We start from the raw sequence: 22178 nt of genomic DNA on the forward strand, positions 1-22178 counted from the left end.
CGGTCTCTGATCAAGCCGTCACCGGATTCAGCTTCAGGTGCTGGATCAGGATGATGGTCTTGGCATCGACAATGCGGCCATCGGCGATGCCGGCCAGCGCTTCGTCGAGCGGCATTTCCAGGACCTCGATGTCCTCGCCCTCCTCCGGAGCGCCGCCGCCGGCCGAGATGCGGTCGGCGGGCGAGTAGCGCGCGACGAAGAACCAGAGCCGCTCGGTGACGCTGCCCGGGCTCATATAAGGCGAAAACAGCCGCTCGATGTCCTTCAACCGGTAACCCAGTTCTTCCTCGGCTTCCTTGCGGATGGCGGTTTCCGGATCGTTTTCGTCCAGCAAGCCGGCGCAGGCCTCGATCAGCGGCTCGCGGTGGCCGGTGACATAGGCGGGATAACGGAACTGGCGCACCAGAAGCACAGTCGAACGCTGGGGGTCATAGGGCAGGATCACCGCGCCGTCGCCGCGATCATAGGTCTGGCGGACCTGCGTCTCCCATTGACCGTCACGCCGGCGATAGTCGAGCACGGTCTTTTTCAGGACCGCCCAGTCGTCGGAGAGAACCTCTTCCGAGCGGATACGAACGCGGTCTTCCATATGACACCTCGATGCTGGCTGGCGGACGCAGGCGTAGCCGCGAAGCGGAACAGGCGCAATCCGGCGATTGGTCCAGCGCGCGCTTCACCGTCTCGTGTGTGGTATGGACGGGTGCCGTCGCCTAGATAGCGCATTCCCCTTCCCGGAGTTTTTGCATGACGACATCGCTTTTCCAGCCGATCACCCTCGATGGGCTCACCTTCCCCAACCGCATCGCCGTGGCGCCGATGTGCCAGTATTCCGCCGAGGACGGCTCGGCCAGCGACTGGCATCTTTACCACTGGATGAACCTTGCCATGTCCGGTGCCGGCATGGTCACGGTGGAGATGACCGACGTCGAGCGGCGCGGGCGCATCAGCCATGGCTGTCTCGGCCTCTATTCCGAAGACAATGAAGCCGCCGCGAGGCGCGCGCTGGATGCGGCCAAGCGCGTGGCCGCACCCGGCACTAAGTTCGGCACGCAGCTGGCGCATGCCGGCCGCAAGGCCTCGAACCGCAAGCCTTGGGAAGGCGGCGGCCCGTTGCAGCCAAACGAGGATCCCTGGCAGACCGTCTCGGCCTCGGCCCTCGCCTACGACGCCGGCTGGAACGTGCCGCGCGCCCTGGACGACGAGGAAATCCTGCAGCTCGTCGAGCGGTTCGCGGACGCCGCAAGGCGGGCCGACCGTGCCGGTTTCGACTTCATCGAACTGCATGCGGCGCATGGCTACCTCATCTTCCAGTTCCTGTCGCCGCTGTCCAACCAGCGCACGGATCGCTGGGGTGGCTCGCTGGAAAACCGGATGCGTCTCGTCGTCGAGATCGCCAGGGCGGTGAAGAAAGCCGCGCCGAAACTGATGCTCGGCGCACGGCTGTCGGTGAAGGACTGGGTCGATGGCGGCTTTGACGTCGCGGACGCGGTCGAGGTGGCGAAAGCGCTGAAGGCCGAAGGCATCGCCTATCTCTGCTGCTCGAGCGGCGGCAATTCGCCATTGCAGAAATTACCCACCGGCCCCGGCTATCAGGTGCATCTGGCCGAAGCCGTGCGCAAGGGCGCGGGCATCCCGACCCGGGCGGTCGGCCTGATCGACGACCCGAAACAGGCCGAGGCTGTTATCGCCGAGGGTCGCGCCGACATGGTGGCGCTGGCGCGAGCCTTCCTCGCCGATCCGCGCTGGGGATGGCGTGCGGCCGCCACGTTCAGCGAAAAGATTCATCCGGCGCCGCAGCTCGCCCGCTCGGTGACGACGATGGAACATTGGATGAAGGCCGCCGGCTGATCGCCATTTCTCCCGACGCCGGCGCGCTTGCGCAACGGCGTCGCGACCTTTGGGCGCAGGCCGAAGGCCACTTTTGCAACCAAATTGGCTGCTTTGCGTTGCGGCCATGATGATGGACAACAAACCCTTTGAAACGCCGGTCGTGGTCGAGCTTGGCCATGTCGGCAAATATCGCCATATCCGCTCGACCCAGGAGGCGGCCGAGTGCTTGATGACGGTGTGGCCGCTCAATCGCGGGCCTCGTCATCGTGATGCCCTCGACACTTGCCTCAAAGTGCTGGAAGGTTATCGTTCGACAGCGGAAGCGCGCCGGGCACTGATCGAGGCGGCCAGGGAATCGGAAGTGCTGGTGCCCGACGACAAGCTGCCCGACGACCGGCTGCATTGAGCAGGCGGACCTTTTAACTGGAGGTTTTGATGGCGAAGCTGACTTACAAGATCGTCGAGCATGACGGTGGCTGGGCCTACAAGGTCGGTGCGACCTTCTCGGAGACATTTCCCACCCATCAGGATGCATTGCGCGCCGCCGAGATCGCTTCGGCCGAACAGCAGGTGGCGGGTTCCACCGATGGTATCCAGTATGAGGACGCCGAGGGCAAATGGCACGAGGAACTGGCCGACGGCCGCGATCGGCCCCAGACTGAAATCTCGGATTGATCCAGCCCTGCGCCAGCCGCGGACGCCAGGAGAGACGGCGTCCCGCGGCAGGCAATACGCGGCTGCCTATTTACTTGCCGCAATACTGATCGTTGACGTTGCCCTGAGCGTTCGCATCGGGGCCTGGCGTGCTTGAGGCACAAGGCCCGGTCGGGCCGGGGTTGCCAAGGGTGCTCAATCCAGAGCCGTCGGCGTTGATGCTGCCAGTGGTGCTCTGGTCGATGGCCGACGAATCCTCATTGCCGAACAGCCACCAATTGTGATGGTTGGAATAGGTAGCGTCCGACGATTGGGCCATCGCCGATGTGGCGAGACCGATCGTCAGGACGGATGCTGCGAAAAGTTTCCTGTACATTGATTTTACTCCGTATCTTGATCTTGGCCGCCTTGGGATGCGACACGGGGTAAACCTGACCGTCAGCCGAATGGTTCCCTGAAATTCTCGTGAAGTGGCGGTGATGTCGGGTGACAAAAGCGCGTGCCGCCATGCGCTCGAAGGCTGTGACCTGTTCGGGCGCGACGGATTGCGGCACCACCTCGGCCTTGGTCGCCCTCCGCGACCGAGGACAATCCGGAAGGGCTTGTTCCCATCCTGGTCAAGCCGCGCTTGGTACTGCAATGCAGGTGTGGTGGACGTGTCGGATCGTTCGCCTTTGGACGGCATTGCCGCCGCCCATCCGCCGCGCTATTTCAGGCGACCCGTCCTGCCGGAGCGTTCCATGCCTGAAATCGTCACTGCCGCCATGCTCGTCATCGGCGATGAGATTCTGTCCGGCCGCACCAAGGACAAGAACATCGGCCATCTCGCCGATATCATGACGGCGATCGGCATCGACCTGAAGGAGGTACGCATTGTTCCCGACGAGGAAGACGAGATCGTCGCGGCGGTGAATGCCGTGCGCGCGCGCTATACCTATGTCTTCACCACCGGCGGCATCGGCCCGACGCATGACGACATCACAGCCGATTCGATCGCCAAGGCGTTCGGCGTGCCTTGCGAATACGATGCCAAGGCCTATGCCCTGCTGGAGGCGAGCTATGCCGCGCGCGGCATCGAATACACGGAGGCACGCAAGCGCATGGCGCGGATGCCGCGCGGCGCCGACCATATCGACAACCCCGTCTCCGTGGCGCCCGGATTCCGCATTGGCAACGTCCATGTCATGGCCGGCGTGCCCTCGATCTTCCAGGCCATGCTCGACAATGTCGTGCCGACCTTGAGAGCCGGCACCAAAATGCTGTCGGCCACGGTGCACTGTCCGTTCGGCGAGGGCCTTGTCGGCGGGCCATTGGGCGAGATCCAGAAAGCCCATCCGGATACGATCATCGGCTCCTACCCCAAGTATGGCGACGGCAAGTTCTGGACCGAACTGGTCGTTCGTGCCCGCAGCGCGGAGGCGCTTGAAGCCGCGCGCGCCGACGTCGAGGCCATGGTGGCAGGCTTCGCGGCTGAGGCGAGCTGATCCGCTGCAAACCGGAACCAAGAACGACGCTCCAGCGTTTCCATGGCGCGAGGCTCGTCGCTCGCACGATCGAGGGGTCATCATGCGTTTCAAGACCATCGTTGCCATTCTGCAGAACGAGCAGGACGCCGAGCGGGTGCTCGACTGCGCCATTCCGCTTGCCAGCCGCTTCGAGAGCCATCTGATCGGCATCCATGCCGAGGCGCTCCCGGTGCCCTACACGTCGGCGACGGGCTTTCCCGATACGGAGTTCCTGCAGGTTTCCGCCGACATGAACCGGGAGCGGGCCGACAAACTCCAGGCTGTCTTCCTGAAGCGGATCGAGGATTCCGGCCTTTCCTTCGAATGGCGCAGCCTGGAGAGCTTCTCCGGCGACAGCGCACTGACCGGCATCTCAAGCGTGCGCGCCGCCGATCTCATCATCGCCGCCCAACGTGAGACCGGCGGCGATCCGAGCGCCGACGTCGATACGCTTGTCTACGACGCCGGCCGGCCGGTGCTGGTGGTGCCGAGTGGGGGTCCGCTGGTCACCACCTTCAAACGCGTGCTGCTTGCCTGGAACGGCAGCAAGGAGGCCGCGCGCGCCGCCTTCGATGCCTTGCCTTTCATCATCGAGGCTGAGAAAACCGACATACTGGTCATCGATCCGCCCGATACGCTCGACGAGCGCCCGGAGGCCGCGGGCGCCGAAATCGCGTCGGCCCTGTCGCGCCACGGCGCCACCGTTAGCGTCTCGGTGCAGAAATCGGGCGGCACCTCGGTCGACGACATAATCCAGAACAGGATCACCGAGACCGGCGCCGATCTGCTGGTGCTTGGCGCCTACAGCCACTCCTGGCTGCGCCAGCTGCTGTTCGGCGGGGTAACACGCACGGTGCTGCGCTCGGCACAGGTCGCGGCCTTCCTGTCGCGATAAGTCCACAGCGATTGCTGCCGGCCACCCTTGCCAAGTCCGGGGGTTTCCAGTTAATTCCGCGCGCATTCCCCTGTTTCTTGCACGCGGCCGCCGCGTGCCGTGGAGTGCGCGAGACATGTCCCTTCCCGAAAAAGCCTTCCCGGTCTCCTGGGACCAGTTCCATCGCGACGCGCGCGCACTTGCCTGGCGGCTTGCCGGCACCAGCAAAGGTCAGTGGAAGGCTATCGTCTGCATCACGCGTGGCGGCCTGGTCCCGGCGGCGATCATTTCGCGCGAACTCGGCATCCGCGTGATCGAGACGGTCTGTGTCGCCTCTTATCACGACTACACCAGCCAAGGGCAGTTGCAGGTGCTGAAGGAGATCACACCGGCCTTGCTGGCCGACGATGGCGCCGGCGTGCTGATCGTCGACGACCTGACCGACACCGGCAAGACCGCCGGCATCGTGCGGGCAATGATGCCGAAGGCCCATTTCGCGACCGTCTACGCCAAGCCGAAAGGCCGGCCGCTGGTCGATACGTTCGTCACCGAGGTCAGCCAGGACACCTGGATCTATTTCCCTTGGGACATGGGTTTCACCTATCAGAAGCCAATCGCCGACGATCACGCCGGCTGATTCGCGGCAAGCTGCTTTTTTCCAATCAAGCCAGCGCCGACGGCCAATATTTGCTTGCGCGGAGGCACCCGCCGCCAAGATATCCTGTGAAATCGACCCTTGTTGGTGGAAATCAGCCAGCGTGACCGAAGTTTTTACTTTTATTGGTCACAATTAGCCGTAAGATTCATGAGACGGCAAACGATTCTGGAGGCTGGGGCTAGCTTCTCCGATGTTGACACGGCCAACGACGCACAACCACCTTGCTGAAAGGGTCAGGCGACTCTTCGGCACGGCGCCGTGCCGTCTGCAGGTTGCCGCCCTGCCCTGGCGCGATGTCGGGAACGGCGTCGAGGTCATGTTGATCACCAGCCGTGATACTGGCCGCTGGGTGCTTCCAAAAGGCTGGCCGGAAGCCAGGGAGCCGCTCTGCGAAGCGGCCGCCCGCGAGGCCGCCGAGGAAGCCGGTTTGCGCGGAAACATCTCTCATCTCGAAGCCGGCCGCTATTTCTATGCCAAGGTGCTGGCTTCGGGCGAAGAAGTGCCTTGCGAGGTTCTGGTGTTCCCACTGCACGTCGACAAGATCGCGGACCGCTGGAAGGAAAAGCACTCCCGCACCCGCAAATGGGTCAGTTCCAGCGAAGCCGTGCGCATGGTCAATGAACCCGACCTTTGCCAGATCATCGCCTATTTCTGTGCCGACCCACGCAGGTTCTCCTGATCGGCGCCTTTCGCGGCAGACGCACAACCTTGTGCCGCAAGGGTTTGCTAATTTTTGGTGGTTAGGATCGATCGTTCCTGGCGTTTGATCGATGGCGAATCCCGCAGACCCACTTCAGCACGACCCCGGCGAGCCGCAGCGCGAGCATCGTCCGCGCGTGCTCAAAGGTGGAACAGTCATCACGGGGATCCAGAATTCCGAAGTCGCCTGTACGGTGCGCAACCAGCATGCGGGCGGCGCCGAACTGAAGTTACCGGCCGAAGCCAGGGTTCCCGATCATTTCCTTCTCTACATACCGCTCGACGGCGTCGCCTATCGCTGCGAGGTCCGCTGGCGCCGCAGCGACCGGATCGGCGTACAGTTCAACGGGACCGAACCCAAGCCGAAGCTACACTACGGCTGAGGCCCGGCTCACCGGCTTGGCTGGCTTTTTTGCGGCATCCCAGCAAATGTTTCGCAGCGCCCGTGCCACTGGCCAACGATCGCACCGGCTTACCGCCGGGCAGATGGCCGACGGCGGGTCGACTCTATCCCCGTTATCCACATGTGTGACACACAAGATGTTGGGGTCACAAAAGCTACGCAAACGAATCCTTGACGGCTCGAAACGAGTCGCCTTTTATAGGCCATGCGCTCCTGTTGAGAGCGCGACCGGAAAGTTCTGAGCCCGGTCTTTTTCCCGGATTATGTGCGTTTTGCCCGCATTTCCGCCTGTTTACGAGGCCGGCGGAAGCGTTGGGATCGTGGGTTGGGTGGGCGACGAAAGGGAGAATTGTCGGACTGGAATAAATTGTCTGTTAATACTATATTTAGTGTTTGCAGCTAAGTTCGACGCTAGATAGTGTGAAATTCCCTCGAGTGAGGGAATCGAAAAATTCAGTTTTGAGGGGCCCGCGGGCCGGTTGGCAGCCTCGGCAGATGCCTGGCAAGGCGTATTGTCGTGAGCGTGGCCGAGTCTGCGAAGAGGAGATGCCGGCATTGTTCGCAATGCCGGCAAACGGCGGACTGCGCGTTTCGTCTTTTGGGGCAGAAATCCCCTGATGAAAGCGCTATATGTAGACAAAAGGGACCGGACCAATGCGCATCGAGCGTCGTTTCACCAAGCCAGGACATGCAGGCCAAGAAGGGGCCGCTTATGCGGAGATCGAATTCCGCAAGGCGCTTTCCGAGATCAAGAATCCGGATGGCTCGGTGGTGTTCCGCCTGGACAACATCGATGTGCCTGCGCAGTTTTCCCAGGTCGCCGCCGACATCCTGGCTCAGAAATATTTCCGCAAGGCCGGCGTTCCCGCGCGCCTGAAGAAGGTCGAGGAGAACGACGTCCCCTCTTTCCTGTGGCGTTCCGTCGCCGACGAAGCCGAACTCGCCAAGCTTCCCGAGGCCGAGCGCTACGGCTCCGAGATCGACGCCCGCCAGGTCTTCGACCGGCTGGCCGGCACCTGGACCTATTGGGGCTGGAAGGGCGGCTACTTCAAGGCGTCAGAGGAAGACGCGCGCGCCTTCCGTGACGAGCTTGCCTATATGCTGGCGACCCAGCGCGTCGCGCCGAACTCGCCGCAATGGTTCAACACCGGCCTGCACTGGGCCTATGGCATAGACGGTCCGAGCCAGGGTCACTTCTATGTCGACCCGTTCACCGGCAAGCTGACCAAGTCGAAATCCTCCTACGAGCATCCGCAGCCGCATGCCTGCTTCATCCAGGGCGTGCAGGACGACCTCGTCAACGAGGGCGGCATCATGGATCTGTGGGTGCGCGAGGCGCGCCTGTTCAAATATGGCTCCGGCACCGGCTCGAACTTCTCGCTGCTGCGCGGCGAAGGCGAAAAGCTGTCCGGCGGCGGCCGCTCGTCCGGCCTGATGAGCTTCCTCAAGATCGGCGACCGCGCCGCTGGCGCCATCAAGTCGGGCGGCACGACGCGCCGAGCGGCGAAAATGGTCATCGTCGACGCCGACCACCCCGATATCGAGGAATTTATCGACTGGAAGGTCAATGAAGAGCAGAAGGTCGCCTCGCTGGTGACCGGCTCCAAGATCGTCAAGAAGCATCTCGAAGCGATCATGAAGGCCTGCGTGAACTGCGAAGGCCATGACAACGACTGCTTCGATCCGGCCATCAACACGGCGCTGAAGCGCGAAATCAAGTTGGCCAAGAAATCGGCTGTGCCGGAAAACTACATCTACCGCGTCATCCAGTTCGCCAAGCAGGGCTACACCTCGATGTCGTTCAAGACCTACGACACCGACTGGGATTCTGACGCTTATCTCACCGTTTCGGGCCAGAACTCCAACAATTCGGTGTCGCTGAAGGACAATTTCCTGCGCGCCGTTGAAGAGGACGCAGACTGGCACCTGACCGCCCGCAAGGACGGCAAGGTCTTGAAGACACTGAAGGCGCGGGACCTCTGGGAAAAGATCGGCTACGCCGCCTGGGCGTCGGCTGATCCCGGCCTGCACTTCAACACCACGATGAACGACTGGCACACCTGCGCTTCGGCCGGTGCGATCCGGGCCTCCAACCCGTGCTCGGAATACATGTTCCTCGACGACACGGCCTGCAATCTCGCCTCGATCAACCTGCTGCCCTACCGCAACACCGACGGCACCATCGATATCGCAGCCTACGAGCACACCGTGCGGCTGTGGACCATGGTGCTGGAAATCTCCGTCATGATGGCGCAGTTCCCGTCGAAGGAGATCGCCAAGCTCTCCTACGACTACCGCACGCTGGGCCTCGGCTACGCCAATATTGGCGGCCTGCTGATGACCTCGGGCATTCCCTACGATTCCGACGAGGGCCGCGCCATCTGTGCCGCGCTGACCGCCATCATGACCGGCGTCGCCTACTCCACCTCGGCCGAGATGGCCTCCGAGCTCGGCGCCTTCCCGGACTATGACCGCAACGCCCAGAACATGCTGCGCGTCATGCGCAATCATCGCCGCGCCGCCTATGGCGACAAGGACGGCTACGAGAAGCTGGCCGTCAATCCTGTGCCTCTCGTTGCATCGGACCTGAAGCAGCAGGATCTGGCCATCCATGCCAAGGCCGCCTGGGACCGCGCCATCGAACTCGGCGAGGAGCATGGCTACCGCAACGCACAGGCAACCGTGATCGCGCCGACCGGCACGATAGGCCTGGTCATGGATTGCGACACCACCGGTATCGAGCCCGACTTCGCCCTGGTGAAGTTCAAGAAGCTCGCCGGCGGCGGCTATTTCAAGATCATCAACCGCGCCGTGCCGGAAGCGCTTCGCACGCTGGGCTATTCCGAGAGCCAGATCGCCGAGATCGAGGCCTATGCCGTCGGCCACGGCAATCTCAACCAGGCGCCGGCCGTCAACCCCGGCTCGCTCAAGGCCAAGGGCTTCACCGACGACAAGATCGCGGCGCTCAACGCGGCGCTGAAGTCGGCCTTCGACATCAAGTTCGTCTTCAACCAGTGGACGCTCGGCGCCGACTGGGTGAAGGAGACCTTCGGTTTCACCGACGAGCAGCTCAACGACTTCTCGTTCGAAATGCTGCCGGCGCTGGGGTTCTCCAGGAAGGACATCGAGGCCGCCAACATCCATGTCTGCGGTGCGATGACGCTGGAGGGCGCGCCCTTCCTCAAGGCCGAACACCTCCCCGTGTTCGACTGCGCCAGCCCCTGCGGCAAGATCGGCAAGCGCTCGCTGTCGATCAACAGCCACATCCAGATGATGGCGGCGGCACAGCCCTTCATTTCCGGCGCCATCTCCAAGACCATCAACATGCCGAACGACGCGACGGTGGAGGATGCCAAGAGCGCCTACATGCTGTCGTGGAAGCTCGCGCTGAAGGCCAACGCGCTCTACCGCGACGGCTCGAAGCTGTCGCAGCCGCTCAATGCCTCGCTGCTCGCCGATGGCGAGGAAGACGAGGACGAGGCGATCGAACAGCTGATCCAGGCACCGGCTGCGGCGCGCGCGGCGCAGATCACCGAGCGCATCGTCGAACGCATCATCGAACGCGTGTCGCGCGAGCAGGAAAAGCTGCCCGGCCGCCGCAAGGGTTATACGCAGAAGGCCAAGATCGGCGGCAACACCATCTTCCTGCGCACCGGCGAATATGACGATGGGCGTCTCGGCGAGATCTTCATCGACATGAACAAGGAGGGTGCCACCCTGCGTGGCCTTCTCAACAACTTCGCCATCGCGATCTCGCTTGGCCTGCAGTATGGCGTGCCGCTCGACGAATATGTGCACGCCTTCACCTTCACCAAGTTCGAGCCGGCCGGCATGGTCATCGGCAACGATGCCATCAAGAGCGCGACGTCGATCCTCGACTATGTGTTCCGTGAGCTGGCCATTTCGTATCTCGGCCGCAACGATCTCGCCCATGTCGACCAGTCGGATTTCTCCAACACCGCACTCGGCCGTGGCATCAGCGAAGGCAAGACCGACGCCGTCTCCAAGGGTCTGACCCGCGGTTCGCCGGTGAAGCTGGTCTCGAGGGCAGGCGAGCCGAAGGGCTTTGCCGGCTCCGGCACCCCTGCCCGCTCGGCGCCGACAGCTTTCTCCGGCTCCAACGTGCTGGCGCTGAAGCCCGCAACCGACGAGGCGGTCGCCTACAAGCGCGACTATGAGGAGCGGGCTAGGGAATTGGCGGAAGACATCGCCTTCGAGGAAGCGGCCTCCGATGCCTCGACCGATACCACTGCGGCGCTGTTCACCGATACGGCGGCCCATGAAGCGGCCGAAGCGAAGAAACTCGCCGCCGACCGCCGCGCCAAGTCGCTGCTGCAGGGCTACACCGGCAATTCCTGCTCCGAATGCCAGAACTTTACGATGGTAAGGAACGGGACTTGCGAGAAGTGCGATACTTGCGGTGCCACGAGCGGGTGCAGCTGAGGGGTTTGTTCGAGCCCAAAGGTCGTAAATGCAACGACGCCGACAACTCTGGATTTCGGCGTCGTTGAAAGCGGCATACGGGACAACTTGAAAGCCCCAATCGGGAAATCGATCCCGTTTACGACGTTTGCTATTGGCCCGCCTTTTCGATCTGCCTTGTTTTTCGACGTATACGGCCCAGAGTGTCCAGAACTCTCAACCGCTTCAACGGGACGCCGCCATACTCTGTAAGTGAACGGCGGCCCTTGCTGTCTACAACGGTCAGCATCGCACGGCGCCATTCTCCTCTGGCATCAAACGCGGCTAGGAAGCTCTGAAAATCAGTCGCTTCGGCGCCGTTTTTCTTGCAGAAGTCGGGGAAGGCTTGCCCGAATGTGATCGCGGCGCTTTCCAACCGTTGCGAAGCGCGACCTCTAACAACACGTCCACGCAGGAAGTCGATCTCGATTACTCCACCTGGGCTGATCGCAGCCTCTTCGAACACCTCGGTTTGGCAGAAGCCGACAACAAAACCCAGCCCACTTGCCATTGAGTCAGCGAAGTTGTGAGCGATTGCGCAAAGGCGGTCATGCTTCATGTTTGGAGAATAGCAAGCTCATCGTCTGCTTTCAATTTCATCTTGGGCCGTTCGGCGTTTATGAACTCACTGCCTAGAGGCAGATCATCACTAATCTTCCGCGAATATAGCCTGCCAGTTGCAGCCACGATCTGTGTGGCTAGGATCTGGCTTGACCGCGGCTCCTCACCCTAGGGCAACACCCGCAGCGTCTGCTCATCAAACAACGGCTCATCCTGGCCCACGCGGACGAACAGCAGCTTGTGTCCCTCACCTGCCGGCACCTCGAAATACTGGATGCCATCAGGCATTTCGCCCCAGTCGCCGCAGGGCGGGTCGGGGACCTCGTCAGGGTCGGTCCGCGCCTTCAGCTCTTTCGCATAAGCGGCGTCGGGGCTGAATGCGTAGCGTTTGACGCCGGCGGGCACGGTGCCCTCCGTGTAAGGCGCGAGCTCGCAGCGGGCGTTGACGGCCTTGTCGGTCTTTTCCAGGAACAGGCGCCGCATGGCAGCCTCCGCGGTTTCGCCGGGCTGGATGTCGAGCACCTCGACAAGCGGATCTGGCGCACCGCCATCGCTGTATTTGATGGCGAGCGCATTGCCGACAAACTCGAAATGGATCTGGCGAAAGCCGAAATTGCAGCGCTGCGCCCATGCTCCCAGGCCGATCGTCTTGTCCGTCAGTTTTTCCCAGACGCATTTGTCGATCGGCGGCCGCGACGGTGCCGGCTCCTCCGCGCGCGCCCCGGCAGATACCGTCACGAACCCGAACAGGGCGCAGGTCCAGACGATCGATCCCATAGCGCTATTCATCGCTGCATCCCGTCAAAGTGAAGGCATCCCAGGCTGAGCCGGCGGGGTTGGCATTGGCGAAGTCGGGCCATTCGCTGAACATCGCACCGAACTGCGGCAGCAATAGCCCTTTCGGCGCCGGTGTCGCTTCGCGCGAGTTCAGCTGCTCGGCGCCGCCTCCGGTCAAGGCATAGACCTGCCCGTCCCATATCCGGCAAAGCCCGCTGTCGTCTTGCAGACCCGCTTCGCGGTCGTCGTCGGTGCAGGGGTGGCGGATGGTACCGAGCGGAAACGAGTTCTTGCCGTTGGTCCAGGTAATATCGGCCGGCAGGCTTATGCCGGTATGAGGCACGGCCAGCGAGAACACCTGCGTCGTCAGTGCCGCCGGTTCGTTGCCCAGCGGCCGGAATTGCATGACCGCGCCCGAGCGTGGCTCCTGGTAGGTGGCGTGGCTCAGGAGGCATTCCTTGGCGCCCGCCGCTTGCATGAGCCCGAGCGAACCCAGGGCAACGAAGGCCAGTTTGCGAATGATCATCGAAATCTCGGGCAATCTGTTGTGAAGCAAGGCCGGCTGCGTGCCGGGCCGCACAGTCGCATCATCCGTACAAAACCATAAGCGAAATCCGGAACCGCTGCGTTTATCGTGCCTCGATCGAAAACTTGCGCCACACAAACCCGCAATCTGTATGATCGAACGCAGCGGCCCAGGAGACAAAAGATGCAGCGTTTGGCACTGATCATAGCGACCTCCGCAACTGCGATTGTGCCGGCCGTAGCGGCAGCGCCCTATGTCGGGACGTGGTCCAGCGATAGGTTGAACTGCCATGCGACCGCCGACGTCCAGCGCCAGACTGTCTTCACTGTGGATCAGTCGGCCCTGTCGTTTCCCAACCTCGGCTGCGAGCACGCGATCTTTCGCAAAACCGCCATCGGCTGGGTGGTTCGTGCCAGCCAGTGCTACGGCGCGGACCCATCGCTCGACGAGCCATTTTCTCGCACCATCCATATCAAAATCGACGGCGCGACGGTGCGGTTGAGCTGGCGCGGATTCGACAGCGGACCTCTCGTGCGCTGCTCAAGGCGGTGACACTCAGACCAACCCGACCAGCAAGGCCGCGCCGCCGAGAAAGCCTGCCGAGCAGACCCACAGCAGCCATAGCCCACGCACCCGGCATTCGAGCACCGCCGAGGCGGGGTTGGCGGGGTCATAGCGAACGTTGACCTTGCTGCCCTCGACATAGCGCCGCGCCTGACCGCCGACGAGGCCGGGCAGCGAGGCCGTCACGCTGGCGCCGAAAGCGACGCGATCGGCGCTGTAGCGCTGTCCGGCGACACCATAGCTGTAGACGATGCGGGATTTGAACACCGTGCGCCAGGGCCGGTACCCACCGCCCTCAAACCGGTCGCGGGTCTTGATTGCCTGCAGGCCGGACGCATCGATACGGCCGGCAGCGGTCGGCCATGTTGCCGCTTGTCCGGCCATCGATCTTTGGGCAAAGCCCATGCGCAGCACAAAAAGCCCCATGAACAGCAGGAATGCCGCCGCACCGAGGTTCCGCGGCTTGGGCAGATGCGGCCCGATAGCCTCCAGCACGCCACCGACCGAAAACACCAACACCAGCGCACCAACCACGAGCCCCGCCGAAAGCTGGACCATGAACTTGAAGGCGCCGTCCGGCATGGTGCGCTCGATCACGGCCTTGCCCGGGCTGGACGGGTCATAGAACACGGTTACCGCCGCGCCACGCGGAAACCGCGCAAGGGTTTCCGCGACTTCGAAATTTCCGAGGTTCTCCTGCACGCTGTAGTGCGAACTTTGAAATGTCTTGCCGCCCACCTTGTACTCATAGGTGATGGCCGGAAAGTTGCGGATTTCGGTCGAGGTGCTGCTCTCCGAGCCGGTACCCGAGCTTGTCACCTCGCGCGCCTCGACGCGCGACGAGACGATCTTTCCAGGCGTCGGCAACCAGCGGCTGGCCGCCTTGACCTCGAGCCATTTCAGGAAGGTGACGATCGACAGCATGCCAGCGACCGCGCAGGCAAAGCCGACCAACAGAAACTTGAGCTCCAACTCGTCCCCCCGACGACTAGAGTACAGCAGCACGCATATAGACAGCATGGCGAGGGCAATGTCTCGTCTATTCGCTAGATCAGGAAATGACCGCCGGCAAGGTTCAATGCTGTCGCGTGGCCATGGGAGCGGCGACCAGCCGCTATTCGGCATCCTCTATTGCCATGACACGAACATAGCCCTCCAGCTGAAGGGCGCGATCCCGGATGATGTTGGTGGCGTCGGCTGCCTGCATGGGCACGTACATCGTGCCTTGCCTTGTTTCATAGAGAGCGCCCCGGGTCTTCGCCTCGCTGTCGCGGAAGGCCAGCCAGGCGCGTTGTGACAGGCGAAGATTTTGCGCTGCCTGGCGCGGTAATTTGCGCAGGTGCGCAGGAGTGTCGCATAGGCGGCATTCATGCGGCGATCGTAGTCGCTTGATGCCGTGGCCTCGCAGTCGGTTTGGCCTGCTGTAGAGCCATTGGCTGGCTTATTCAGGCAGCGGTCGAGCGTATCGGCGGTGGGGTCTTTCAGACCCGCGGCCATCGGGCTCGCGGGCAACAGCAATGTCAGCAAGCAGACCAGTGCCCCACCGAGCCGAAGCCTCACACCGATGTTCTCCATCTTGCCTCCGAGGACGTATCCGAAGCACGGTGGGGACCGCGCCAGGAACTGGTGGCCAATACGGCGGGCCATCCGCACGATGACGTGATAAAAGGACGATCGATCCGATCGGACGAAGATCCAGGAGACAACAGCCGGGACGATGCGCATGAGCGAACAAACCGAAGATGACACCGATATACTGAACCAGCTCGCCTATGTCAGGGCCGATCCGACCCAGCACGACACGTTGACCCTTCTCGCCATGATCGATGCCGCGATCGCCGAGATCATGGGCTTGAGGGCGCGGCTGCGGTTGAGCGAGGAAAAGAACGGCGGGAGCAACCAGTTCCAATAGGTGGACGGGACGAGCGCCGACGCGAAAGCATCGGTTCTAATCCGCGTCGGCCATCATGGCCCGACCTCCGCCGCCGGCCCAGGCGCGCCATTGCCGCTCATCGCCATGGAAGACGTTGAGATCGATGCGGCCGGTTACGCCATGCGACAGGCCAGAGCCGGAATACTGCCAGAACAGCCATTTGCGATCGGGATAGACCTTTGACGGATGCCGGGCCACGGCGCGCAGCCAGAACGGGTAATCCGGGAATGCGCCCTGAAGGTTGTCGCGATAGAAATCGGGCGCCGTGTAGATGATCGGCCGCTGGCCGTAATGGCGCTCCAGCTTGTCCATGAACACCTGCATCTTCTCCAGGACCTTTTCGCGCGACGGGCGCCGCTGGCAGCTGGAGTCGCCGTTCCACTCGACGTCGATCACCGGCGGCAGCGCGCCGTCGACCTTCGGCACGTTGCGGATGAACCAGTCGGCCTGCTCGCCGGCGGTGCGGCACCAGTAGAAGAAATGATAGGCACCGCGCTTCAGGCCCGCCGCGTCGGCATCACGCCAGTTCTTCATAAACAGGGGGTCGAAGTGGTCGCCGCCGTCGGTCGCCTTGATGTAGGCGAAGTTGGCGCCTTGGGCGCGCAGCTTCTCCCAGTTGACGTTGCCTTGCCAGCGCGACACGTCCACCCCGTGCACGGCAAGGTGACGGGGCGACGAGCGGCCGAAATTGATCGGCTTGGCATCGCGGAAGCCATAACGCGTGACCGGGCCGGCCAGCATGGACGGTGCCGCCCGCGACAACAGCTTCGGCGGCGACACCAGGGCTGCCTCCTCGATCGGCGGCTCGACGCTGTCGGGCAGTTCGGGTGCGGGAAACGCCACCGTCTCTTCCTCGGCAAGGCCATAAGGCCGAGCGGTGGTATCCTCTGCCGCAGCCTCAATCCGCTTGCGCGCCGCGTTTGCCCTGGCCACCGGAACGGACGCGATCGGCGCGCTTGGACGCACCACCGAACTGGTGACTTCATTGGACGGCTTCTGCATGTCGAGCGCATCCATGCCCGATGTCGACGAACAGCCGGCAAGGCAGAGCGATGCGATCACGAAACTCACGACGCCTGGTAACCGCATCTGGACCTGTACTCGAACACAACAGACCGAAGGCGACGGCCGACGGACAACCAGACGAGTTATGAACGAGAAATTACCAATAAAGTTTGAATCAAGTTTTTTACCATAGCTGTGGCCGCGTTCTGACAGTCGTCGGCAGCGGCCCGGCCAAGCCTTGACAGGGCCATGATGTGGCTGTTGAGAACGGGGTGCGGCGCGGCGGCCCTGCCCGCGCCAAGGGCCGCAAGCTGCCGGTCGAGAATTATTACGGCTGGCTCGTCGACGGCAAGCTCGACGAACTCAGGATCTTGCTCGACAGGGCAGCTGAGGAACACTTTCAACACGGAGCTTGCGTGCAGTCGTTCATCGACCAGAGCGTATGTTTCATCGAGAACCATCAGGCCTGGGCGGGTCTCGTGGTCGGATTGCTGGCCTTCGGCGAGTCGCTGGTGCTGGTCGGCATCCTGTTGCCTGGCACCACGGTGCTGATCATCGTCGGCGGGCTGGTGGGCGCCGGTATCGTCCAGCCCCTGCCCGTTCTCCTCGCCGCGATGCTCGGCGCGGCGCTTGGCGACACCATTTCCTATTTTCTCGGCAAATGGCTGGGGCGTGGCGTCGTCCACAAATGGCCGCTCAACCGCTATCGCCGCGAGATCGCCAGGGCGCGCCTGTTCTTCCATCGCTACGGTGTCGCCGCCGTTTTCGTCGGCCGCTTCTTCGGTCCGGTGCGTGCCACCGTGCCGCTGGTCGCCGGCATGATGGGCATGAACAGGCGGCGCTTCCAGGTCGCCAACATCCTGTCAGCGATCATCTGGGCGCCGGTCGTGCTGTCGCCTGGATGGCTGGTGGCGAAAGGAGCCGACAATCTGCCCGAACTCGACGCGACCAGCCTGTTCGGCCTGGCGGTGATCGCGGCCATGGTGGTAGCGATCATCGTCGCCGTGCTGGTCGTCAGACTGCGCGGCAGGCATGATGCACGGATTTAGCGCGTCTCGCGATTGAGGGCGCCGTGCATCAGCCGCGCTTCCTGAAGACGCCGATCATCGGCCCCAGATTCCAGTAGTCGTCGTTGCGGCCGATGGCCGGAGCGAGCAGGCTCGATATCGTGCCGTCGAGAAAGAGCGCGTTGTCGCAGCCGAGCGCGTCGCGAAACAGGCGAGCGAAGGCATGGAACGTCACCGTGCCGTTCGAGATGGCAAAGACGGCAACACCGTCCTTTCGCACTCCGACGCCGTCGCGGCTCTTGCGCGAGGTGCCGTCGGCCTGGAATTTCGGGTGAAGCTGGCCGTCGATTACCAGCATTGGCCCTGATTGTGTCGCATAGTCGGTGGCTGGCCGCTGCCTGACGAAGTCCTTGGTCGCCCGCACCACGGCCTTGCCGCGGCTGATATAGAAAATGCCATTCGGCTGCAGCGAAAAATTGCCGCTTCCCGATCCCGTTTTCACACCGGCCATTTCCTGGCCGCGTTCGACGTAAAGGCCGACCGGCCTGAGATCGGGGTGGTACATGCCGGCATTGATGGCAAACAGCATGGTCCGGCCCGCCATGCGCTGGGCGTTGTCGAGATTGTGCAGCGACTGAAAAGGCTTGCCTGCCGGGTCTTTCCAGAACAGTTCGATCGAATAGAGCTTCGGATCGACCTCGCAGACGAGGAAGCTCGTAGCCTCGAAGGAGACGTCGCGGCACGGCGGCACCGAAGCGAACCACTGGCCGAATGCCGCTGTCGTGGCGACCGCGTACGGCAACGCGGCCTTGAACAAGCTCAGCAGCAAGGGCGCCGAATACAGGACGGTCAAAAAATCCATGCGCGTTCCGGATTGCCATTCCAACGAACTGTCGTGGATAGCACCGCTTGCCGGCACGATGAAGGATTTGCTGAAAGAAGTATGGTTATCGCCCGGACGTCGGCAGCGACTATTTGACGGCGCTGACCAGCTTCTCCTCGCCGGCAAGAATAGAGACCCAGCGCCCGGCATTGTCGCTCGCCTGTCTTTTGAGATAGCGATACGGGGTCTGGTTCCAGAGGCGAACCTTGTCGACGAGATTGTCGAGGATGAAGTCGCCCTTGTCGGTGCGCACCGTCAGCACGGCATGGCCTTCGCCGTCCGGCTTGCGAACCACCGTCATCAGGAGATTGGCTATGGCGATGCCCAGGCTGTTGAGCTCACGCCGCTTTTCCAGCGCGTAATCCTCGCAATCGCCGAAGCCATTGTCCGGATAGGCCCACCATTCCTCCTTGCCGTAATTGTCCATGTCGCTCATCGGCTTGACGCGCGCGTTGACCGAGAGGTTTACGGCGCTGATCTCCCGCAACAGCTTGCCAGTCATCTGTTCCGGCTCGCTGTCGGATGAACGGATCGAGCACTCGGCGGCATGAATCTTGCAAAAATCATAGTGGCCAATCGGCTGGGACGTCGAGCCGCCGATAGCCATGGAAACGGGAGCCGTGTAAGCGGAATTCGCCGCCGAACAGAAAGCAATCAGGGCAATCGCAAGCCCCAGCCCCTTCGCCTTCCGGCGCCAACCCATCGAGGATGCCATCCGGCCCCGCCCATCTGTTTTGTTAACAGAACGTTAAGGGCGGTTGTATCCCGAAGTCAACCAAACCGGCCGATCACATCTTGGAGGGACGCCGCATGCCCCTTCGAGGGTTGCAGCAGCGCAACACCGAGGTTCGGGCTAGGGAGCTAGACGAGCCATCCCATCGCCACACCCAGCAGCAGGACGACGCCAAGCAGGCCACGGTAGATGACAAAGGGCCAGGCGGAGAAGCGTTCCAGCACACGCATCAGGCCCCAAATGGCGAAGAAGGCCGAAATCGAGGCGACGAGCAGCCCCAGGCCAAGAACCGACCACCCATGGGCATCGAGATGCACCTCGTGCAGTTCCCATAATTCCTTGAGGCCGGCGAGCGCGATGGCCGGCAGCCCGAGCAGGAACGAGAAGCGTGCCGCCTCGGCCCGCTTGAAGCCGAGCCCCAGTGCCGCCGTCAGCGTCGAACCGGAGCGAGAGACGCCCGGGATCAGCGCGCCGACCTGGGCGACACCGACAAGAAGCGCGTCGGCGAGCGACGCTTCGCCGATGGTGCGCTTGTGGCGGGCGAAAATCTCGGCCAGGGCCAGCAGGATCGCCATGCCTATGCAGGCCCAGCCAATCACGCTCAAGCTGCGCAACGGCGAATTGCAGGTGTTGAGAACACCCGAAAGTACCACGCCGGCGATCACAATCGGGATTGTCGCCAGCACGATCCAGGAAGCCAGTTGGAAATGCCGATCGGCGAAATCGCGCCGTGTGAGAGCGTCGATCGAACCGAACAGGAGATCCCTGACATCGCCCCAGAAATAGCTGACTACGGCGGCAAGGGCGGCAAGCTGCATGGCGGCGGAGAAGGCGGAACCCGGATCCTGCCAGCCAAGCACCGCCGGCACGATGCGCATATGGGCGGTCGAGGAAATCGGCAGCAGTTCGGTGATGCCTTGCACCAGGCCGAGGAATGCGACCTTGGCAAATCCAAGGCCGACAAAGCCCGTGTCGACGCCTTGCGTGCAGATATCAGCCATGTCGGGTTCCATCCGGGAGAGATCGGAATTGCGAAGGCACCATCGGAGGAGATCGGTGCCCGGCAAGGCATACCGTCATGCGGCGGATAATCAATTTACGGATTTGTAAGCTGGCACCGCCGCGTCGGACGCGCACGGTTCAAACCGGCCCGAAGGGCCGGCGATGCTCCCATGGCTGGAGGTTGGCAAGACGATTATGGGCAGAGCCAAAGTTTCTGGCAGGTCCTGGCAATAACATGGGCGGGCGGCACGACAGGCTCCTCCGTGGAGGGCCGGCGAGCCCGCTCGAGCAGCATGCGCACCTGTTCCGGGCGCACACGGTCACGTTCCATCACGAGCAGGACCATAGGATCGCTCAAAAGCTCGTCCAGGGTGCTGATGCTGTCGTTCATCCGTCGTCTCCTCGAATGCCGGGCCCGCGACGCTTAGATAGGGAGACAAAGATGGCCCGCCAATGACGCTTTGCCGGCTATCACGTGTCTCTTTGGATTAATTTTTGGTCATCCTGGGGCACGTCCTTTCCCTTCACGGGGAAGAAGGAAGCTAGGCCGGCGGAGCGCCTTCAAACTGCGGCAGGCCGTCATCCAGCATCACCCAGGGCTGTTTCGAGACGGTCCAGATGTGCATCTGGGGCCTGAACAGCGACGGGTCGTCAAGCGAACCGGTCGTCACGCCGATGATGCCGGCGGAATCGCGCCGCGAAAACAGGGTCGTGCCGCAGGCCGGACAAAACCCGCGCTTGAGGTCCGGCGAGGTGTTGACCGTGGCCAACGGGCCCTCGACCGTCACATCGTCGATGCGGAAAAGAACACGCGCATTGAACGCCGCGCCGATCGCCTTCTGGCAAAGCCGGCAATGGCAGATGCGCTCGTTGATGGGGGCGGCATCGGTGCGATAGCGCACGGCCCTGCACAGGCATCCGCCCTCGTATTTTGCCATCGCCTGGATCCATTGGTGGAGTGAACAGGCGGCAAAAGTAACGGCGAGGTCGATTGGGTCAATTGAAAAGCTTTGATACAAGGTCATCGATTATCGTGATGCAGCAGGATTGTCATGACACCCGACATCGAAACGATCGGCATCGCGGCCCTGTTCGGGTCGCCCTCGCCCGCGCGCGACCGCGCCGACGCCGGGATCATGGCCGCGGCGGCCGGCATCGGCTTCCTGGCGGTCCGGGATTTTCCCGGCGATGACTGGCTGACGCCCGACAAGCGCGCGCAATTGCTGCGCATCTTCGCGCTTCCTGACGCCGAGAAACAGGAATTGCTGCGCTGGAATTTCGATCACACCAAGAAAAATTTCTACCGCGGCTGGTTTCCGCTGCAGCCGCAAGCCGTTTCCTACAAGGAAGGCATCGACATGGGGCCAGACCTTGCCGATGCGGCGCGAGGCACGGCTTCCGACGATCCCTTGTGCGAGCCCACACCGTTGCCGGACGAGAATGCCCTGCCCGGCTGGCGCGCTGCGGCAGCCGACTACTATCGCGTGATGGGAACGGTCGGCACCATGCTGATGCGGTCGATCGCCCGCGGGCTTGGTCTGCCCGAGATGACCTTCGATGCCTATTTCGACGGTGGCATCTCGACGCTGCGCCTGATCCGCTATCCGCTGCGCGACGCCAGTGCGGGCGTCGATACCAGTGGGCCCGAGTTTTCGGTGACCCACAAAGGCGAGACGCGCACCATCATAGGCCGCGAACATGCCGATTCAGGCTTCGTCACCTTGCTGGCGCAGGACGGCGTCGAGGGCTTGCAGGCGAAGAACCTCGCCGGCGAATGGATCGACGTGCCTCCAGCCGATGGCACGCTGGCGGTCAATTTCGGCCAATTGCTGGAACGCTGGACCGGCGGCCGCGTGCGGGCGACACGGCACCGGGTCATTGCGCCAAAAACGGTGCGGTTCTCGATCCCGTTCTTCCACGAGCCACGCGTCGACGCGGAAATCTCGCCTTTGCCGCTGGACGGCACCGAACCCTTCGCGCCGTTTCTTTACGGCGACTATCTCTGGGAGTCAGCGACGAACTTCGTCGAAATGAGCGGCATCAAGCATCTGAGGCAGCCGCGCCGGGCCAAGGCTTCCTGAACAGCACGCCGGCTGTCTCGCT

26 protein-coding genes are annotated in these 22178 nt (G+C 62.7%); 13 read left to right on the top strand and 13 right to left on the bottom strand.

Annotation, left to right across the window (positions count from 1 at the left end; translation table 11 throughout):
- Positions 1-10: 10 nt before the first annotated feature.
- Positions 11-589, bottom strand: coding sequence for an NUDIX domain-containing protein (locus LB524_RS25850; protein ID WP_023773121.1), 579 nt, complete (start codon positions 587-589; stop codon positions 11-13).
- A gap of 155 nt (positions 590-744) precedes the next feature.
- On the opposite strand from LB524_RS25850, the gene LB524_RS25855 reads away from it, so the two are divergent.
- The 3 genes from LB524_RS25855 to LB524_RS25865 all read left to right on the top strand — a co-directional run bounded on the left by LB524_RS25855 (position 745) and on the right by LB524_RS25865 (position 2505).
- A complete protein-coding gene (locus LB524_RS25855; RefSeq protein WP_224531107.1) occupies positions 745-1848 on the top strand; it encodes an NADH:flavin oxidoreductase/NADH oxidase in 1104 nt (367 codons plus the stop codon).
- A 109-nt stretch (positions 1849-1957) separates the two neighbouring features.
- Entirely contained in the window at positions 1958-2236 is a 279-nt protein-coding gene (locus LB524_RS25860) for a DUF982 domain-containing protein (protein ID WP_032935880.1), read from the top strand.
- Between the two features lie 29 nt (positions 2237-2265).
- Entirely contained in the window at positions 2266-2505 is a 240-nt protein-coding gene (locus LB524_RS25865; protein WP_015318080.1) for a DUF2188 domain-containing protein, read from the top strand.
- 70 nt (positions 2506-2575) lie between these two features.
- On the opposite strand, the gene LB524_RS25870 is transcribed toward LB524_RS25865, so the two are convergent.
- The gene (locus LB524_RS25870; RefSeq protein ID WP_224531109.1) at positions 2576-2860 is read right to left on the bottom strand and encodes a hypothetical protein; all 285 of its coding nucleotides are present in this window, start codon (positions 2858-2860) and stop codon (positions 2576-2578) included.
- Between the two features lie 364 nt (positions 2861-3224).
- Between LB524_RS25870 and LB524_RS25875 the strand changes: the two genes are divergently transcribed.
- From LB524_RS25875 to LB524_RS25900, 6 genes are all read left to right on the top strand, one after another.
- Positions 3225-3968 (top strand): competence/damage-inducible protein A, encoded by a 744-nt coding sequence (locus LB524_RS25875; protein WP_140823593.1) that lies wholly within the window; start codon positions 3225-3227, stop codon positions 3966-3968.
- Positions 3969-4050: 82 nt separating this feature from the next.
- Positions 4051-4884 carry a universal stress protein gene (locus tag LB524_RS25880; protein WP_140616951.1) on the top strand — a complete coding sequence of 278 codons (834 nt, stop codon included), beginning with the start codon at positions 4051-4053 and terminating at the stop codon, positions 4882-4884.
- A 115-nt stretch (positions 4885-4999) separates the two neighbouring features.
- Positions 5000-5500 (top strand): xanthine phosphoribosyltransferase, encoded by a 501-nt coding sequence (gpt, locus tag LB524_RS25885; RefSeq protein WP_015318084.1) that lies wholly within the window; start codon positions 5000-5002, stop codon positions 5498-5500.
- A gap of 211 nt (positions 5501-5711) precedes the next feature.
- Entirely contained in the window at positions 5712-6200 is a 489-nt protein-coding gene (locus LB524_RS25890; RefSeq protein WP_015318085.1) for an NUDIX hydrolase, read from the top strand.
- Positions 6201-6291: 91 nt separating this feature from the next.
- Positions 6292-6603, top strand: coding sequence for a PilZ domain-containing protein (locus tag LB524_RS25895; RefSeq protein WP_015318086.1), 312 nt, complete (start codon positions 6292-6294; stop codon positions 6601-6603).
- A 674-nt stretch (positions 6604-7277) separates the two neighbouring features.
- On the top strand, positions 7278-11066 hold the full coding sequence (locus LB524_RS25900; RefSeq protein ID WP_224531111.1) for a vitamin B12-dependent ribonucleotide reductase: 3789 nt from the start codon (positions 7278-7280) through the stop codon (positions 11064-11066).
- 130 nt (positions 11067-11196) lie between these two features.
- Here the strand turns inward: LB524_RS25900 and LB524_RS25905 are convergent, their stop codons facing one another.
- The 3 genes from LB524_RS25905 to LB524_RS25915 all read right to left on the bottom strand — a co-directional run bounded on the left by LB524_RS25905 (position 11197) and on the right by LB524_RS25915 (position 12948).
- On the bottom strand, positions 11197-11643 hold the full coding sequence (locus tag LB524_RS25905; protein WP_224531112.1) for a hypothetical protein: 447 nt from the start codon (positions 11641-11643) through the stop codon (positions 11197-11199).
- A gap of 170 nt (positions 11644-11813) precedes the next feature.
- Positions 11814-12422, bottom strand: a complete 609-nt coding sequence (locus tag LB524_RS25910; protein WP_224531113.1) for a hypothetical protein — start codon at positions 12420-12422, stop codon at positions 11814-11816.
- A 4-nt stretch (positions 12423-12426) separates the two neighbouring features.
- Entirely contained in the window at positions 12427-12948 is a 522-nt protein-coding gene (locus tag LB524_RS25915) for a hypothetical protein (protein ID WP_224531114.1), read from the bottom strand.
- Between the two features lie 183 nt (positions 12949-13131).
- Between LB524_RS25915 and LB524_RS25920 the strand changes: the two genes are divergently transcribed.
- Positions 13132-13500 (top strand): hypothetical protein, encoded by a 369-nt coding sequence (locus tag LB524_RS25920; RefSeq protein WP_224531115.1) that lies wholly within the window; start codon positions 13132-13134, stop codon positions 13498-13500.
- Between the two features lie 3 nt (positions 13501-13503).
- On the opposite strand, the gene LB524_RS25925 is transcribed toward LB524_RS25920, so the two are convergent.
- Both LB524_RS25925 and LB524_RS29035 read right to left on the bottom strand, forming a co-directional pair.
- Entirely contained in the window at positions 13504-14484 is a 981-nt protein-coding gene (locus LB524_RS25925) for a DUF3592 domain-containing protein (protein ID WP_224531116.1), read from the bottom strand.
- A 142-nt stretch (positions 14485-14626) separates the two neighbouring features.
- Positions 14627-14920 (bottom strand): lysozyme inhibitor LprI family protein, encoded by a 294-nt coding sequence (locus LB524_RS29035; protein ID WP_318012238.1) that lies wholly within the window; start codon positions 14918-14920, stop codon positions 14627-14629.
- A 315-nt stretch (positions 14921-15235) separates the two neighbouring features.
- On the opposite strand from LB524_RS29035, the gene LB524_RS25935 reads away from it, so the two are divergent.
- Entirely contained in the window at positions 15236-15424 is a 189-nt protein-coding gene (locus LB524_RS25935; protein WP_140662059.1) for a hypothetical protein, read from the top strand.
- Positions 15425-15460: 36 nt separating this feature from the next.
- Here LB524_RS25935 and LB524_RS25940 read toward each other — a convergent pair whose 3' ends face one another.
- Positions 15461-16534, bottom strand: a complete 1074-nt coding sequence (locus tag LB524_RS25940) for a GH25 family lysozyme (protein ID WP_224531117.1) — start codon at positions 16532-16534, stop codon at positions 15461-15463.
- A 332-nt stretch (positions 16535-16866) separates the two neighbouring features.
- Here LB524_RS25940 and LB524_RS25945 point away from each other — a divergent pair, with 332 nt between their 5' ends.
- Positions 16867-17499 carry a DedA family protein gene (locus tag LB524_RS25945; protein WP_318012239.1) on the top strand — a complete coding sequence of 211 codons (633 nt, stop codon included), beginning with the start codon at positions 16867-16869 and terminating at the stop codon, positions 17497-17499.
- Between the two features lie 28 nt (positions 17500-17527).
- Here LB524_RS25945 and LB524_RS25950 read toward each other — a convergent pair whose 3' ends face one another.
- The 5 genes from LB524_RS25950 to LB524_RS25970 all read right to left on the bottom strand — a co-directional run bounded on the left by LB524_RS25950 (position 17528) and on the right by LB524_RS25970 (position 21013).
- Positions 17528-18319, bottom strand: coding sequence for a phosphodiester glycosidase family protein (locus tag LB524_RS25950; protein WP_140616962.1), 792 nt, complete (start codon positions 18317-18319; stop codon positions 17528-17530).
- A 109-nt stretch (positions 18320-18428) separates the two neighbouring features.
- Positions 18429-19055 carry a transglutaminase-like cysteine peptidase gene (locus tag LB524_RS25955; protein ID WP_140616963.1) on the bottom strand — a complete coding sequence of 209 codons (627 nt, stop codon included), beginning with the start codon at positions 19053-19055 and terminating at the stop codon, positions 18429-18431.
- 146 nt (positions 19056-19201) lie between these two features.
- A complete protein-coding gene (locus LB524_RS25960; RefSeq protein WP_224531119.1) occupies positions 19202-20074 on the bottom strand; it encodes an undecaprenyl-diphosphate phosphatase in 873 nt (290 codons plus the stop codon).
- A 194-nt stretch (positions 20075-20268) separates the two neighbouring features.
- Complete coding sequence (locus tag LB524_RS25965) at positions 20269-20466, bottom strand: hypothetical protein (RefSeq protein ID WP_140616965.1); 198 nt, start codon at positions 20464-20466, stop codon at positions 20269-20271.
- Between the two features lie 151 nt (positions 20467-20617).
- Positions 20618-21013, bottom strand: coding sequence for a GFA family protein (locus LB524_RS25970; protein ID WP_224531122.1), 396 nt, complete (start codon positions 21011-21013; stop codon positions 20618-20620).
- Between the two features lie 114 nt (positions 21014-21127).
- On the opposite strand from LB524_RS25970, the gene LB524_RS25975 reads away from it, so the two are divergent.
- The gene (locus LB524_RS25975) at positions 21128-22156 is read left to right on the top strand and encodes an isopenicillin N synthase family dioxygenase (RefSeq protein WP_224531124.1); all 1029 of its coding nucleotides are present in this window, start codon (positions 21128-21130) and stop codon (positions 22154-22156) included.
- Positions 22157-22178 lie beyond the last annotated feature (22 nt).

It is taken from the genome of Mesorhizobium sp. ESP6-5 (genome assembly GCF_020164695.1).
In the GTDB taxonomy this organism is placed as follows: Bacteria; Pseudomonadota; Alphaproteobacteria; order Rhizobiales; family Rhizobiaceae; genus Mesorhizobium; species Mesorhizobium australicum.

Excerpts from the sequence above, each read along its gene's own strand:
- LB524_RS25850 (WP_023773121.1), bottom strand. The coding sequence starts at position 589 with ATGGAAGACCGCGTTCGTATCCGCTCGGAAGAGGTTCTCTCCGACGAC.
- LB524_RS25855 (WP_224531107.1), top strand. The coding sequence starts at position 745 with ATGACGACATCGCTTTTCCAGCCGATCACCCTCGATGGGCTCACCTTC.
- LB524_RS25860 (WP_032935880.1), top strand. The coding sequence starts at position 1,958 with ATGATGGACAACAAACCCTTTGAAACGCCGGTCGTGGTCGAGCTTGGC.
- LB524_RS25865 (WP_015318080.1), top strand. The coding sequence starts at position 2,266 with ATGGCGAAGCTGACTTACAAGATCGTCGAGCATGACGGTGGCTGGGCC.
- LB524_RS25870 (WP_224531109.1), bottom strand. The coding sequence starts at position 2,860 with ATGTACAGGAAACTTTTCGCAGCATCCGTCCTGACGATCGGTCTCGCC.
- LB524_RS25875 (WP_140823593.1), top strand. The coding sequence starts at position 3,225 with ATGCCTGAAATCGTCACTGCCGCCATGCTCGTCATCGGCGATGAGATT.
- LB524_RS25880 (WP_140616951.1), top strand. The coding sequence starts at position 4,051 with ATGCGTTTCAAGACCATCGTTGCCATTCTGCAGAACGAGCAGGACGCC.
- gpt (WP_015318084.1), top strand. The coding sequence starts at position 5,000 with ATGTCCCTTCCCGAAAAAGCCTTCCCGGTCTCCTGGGACCAGTTCCAT.
- LB524_RS25890 (WP_015318085.1), top strand. The coding sequence starts at position 5,712 with ATGTTGACACGGCCAACGACGCACAACCACCTTGCTGAAAGGGTCAGG.
- LB524_RS25895 (WP_015318086.1), top strand. The coding sequence starts at position 6,292 with ATGGCGAATCCCGCAGACCCACTTCAGCACGACCCCGGCGAGCCGCAG.
- LB524_RS25900 (WP_224531111.1), top strand. The coding sequence starts at position 7,278 with ATGCGCATCGAGCGTCGTTTCACCAAGCCAGGACATGCAGGCCAAGAA.
- LB524_RS25905 (WP_224531112.1), bottom strand. The coding sequence starts at position 11,643 with ATGAAGCATGACCGCCTTTGCGCAATCGCTCACAACTTCGCTGACTCA.
- LB524_RS25910 (WP_224531113.1), bottom strand. The coding sequence starts at position 12,422 with ATGGGATCGATCGTCTGGACCTGCGCCCTGTTCGGGTTCGTGACGGTA.
- LB524_RS25915 (WP_224531114.1), bottom strand. The coding sequence starts at position 12,948 with ATGATCATTCGCAAACTGGCCTTCGTTGCCCTGGGTTCGCTCGGGCTC.
- LB524_RS25920 (WP_224531115.1), top strand. The coding sequence starts at position 13,132 with ATGCAGCGTTTGGCACTGATCATAGCGACCTCCGCAACTGCGATTGTG.
- LB524_RS25935 (WP_140662059.1), top strand. The coding sequence starts at position 15,236 with ATGAGCGAACAAACCGAAGATGACACCGATATACTGAACCAGCTCGCC.
- LB524_RS25940 (WP_224531117.1), bottom strand. The coding sequence starts at position 16,534 with ATGCGGTTACCAGGCGTCGTGAGTTTCGTGATCGCATCGCTCTGCCTT.
- LB524_RS25950 (WP_140616962.1), bottom strand. The coding sequence starts at position 18,319 with ATGGATTTTTTGACCGTCCTGTATTCGGCGCCCTTGCTGCTGAGCTTG.
- LB524_RS25955 (WP_140616963.1), bottom strand. The coding sequence starts at position 19,055 with ATGGCATCCTCGATGGGTTGGCGCCGGAAGGCGAAGGGGCTGGGGCTT.
- LB524_RS25960 (WP_224531119.1), bottom strand. The coding sequence starts at position 20,074 with ATGGCTGATATCTGCACGCAAGGCGTCGACACGGGCTTTGTCGGCCTT.
- LB524_RS25965 (WP_140616965.1), bottom strand. The coding sequence starts at position 20,466 with ATGAACGACAGCATCAGCACCCTGGACGAGCTTTTGAGCGATCCTATG.
- LB524_RS25970 (WP_224531122.1), bottom strand. The coding sequence starts at position 21,013 with ATGGCAAAATACGAGGGCGGATGCCTGTGCAGGGCCGTGCGCTATCGC.
- LB524_RS25975 (WP_224531124.1), top strand. The coding sequence starts at position 21,128 with ATGACACCCGACATCGAAACGATCGGCATCGCGGCCCTGTTCGGGTCG.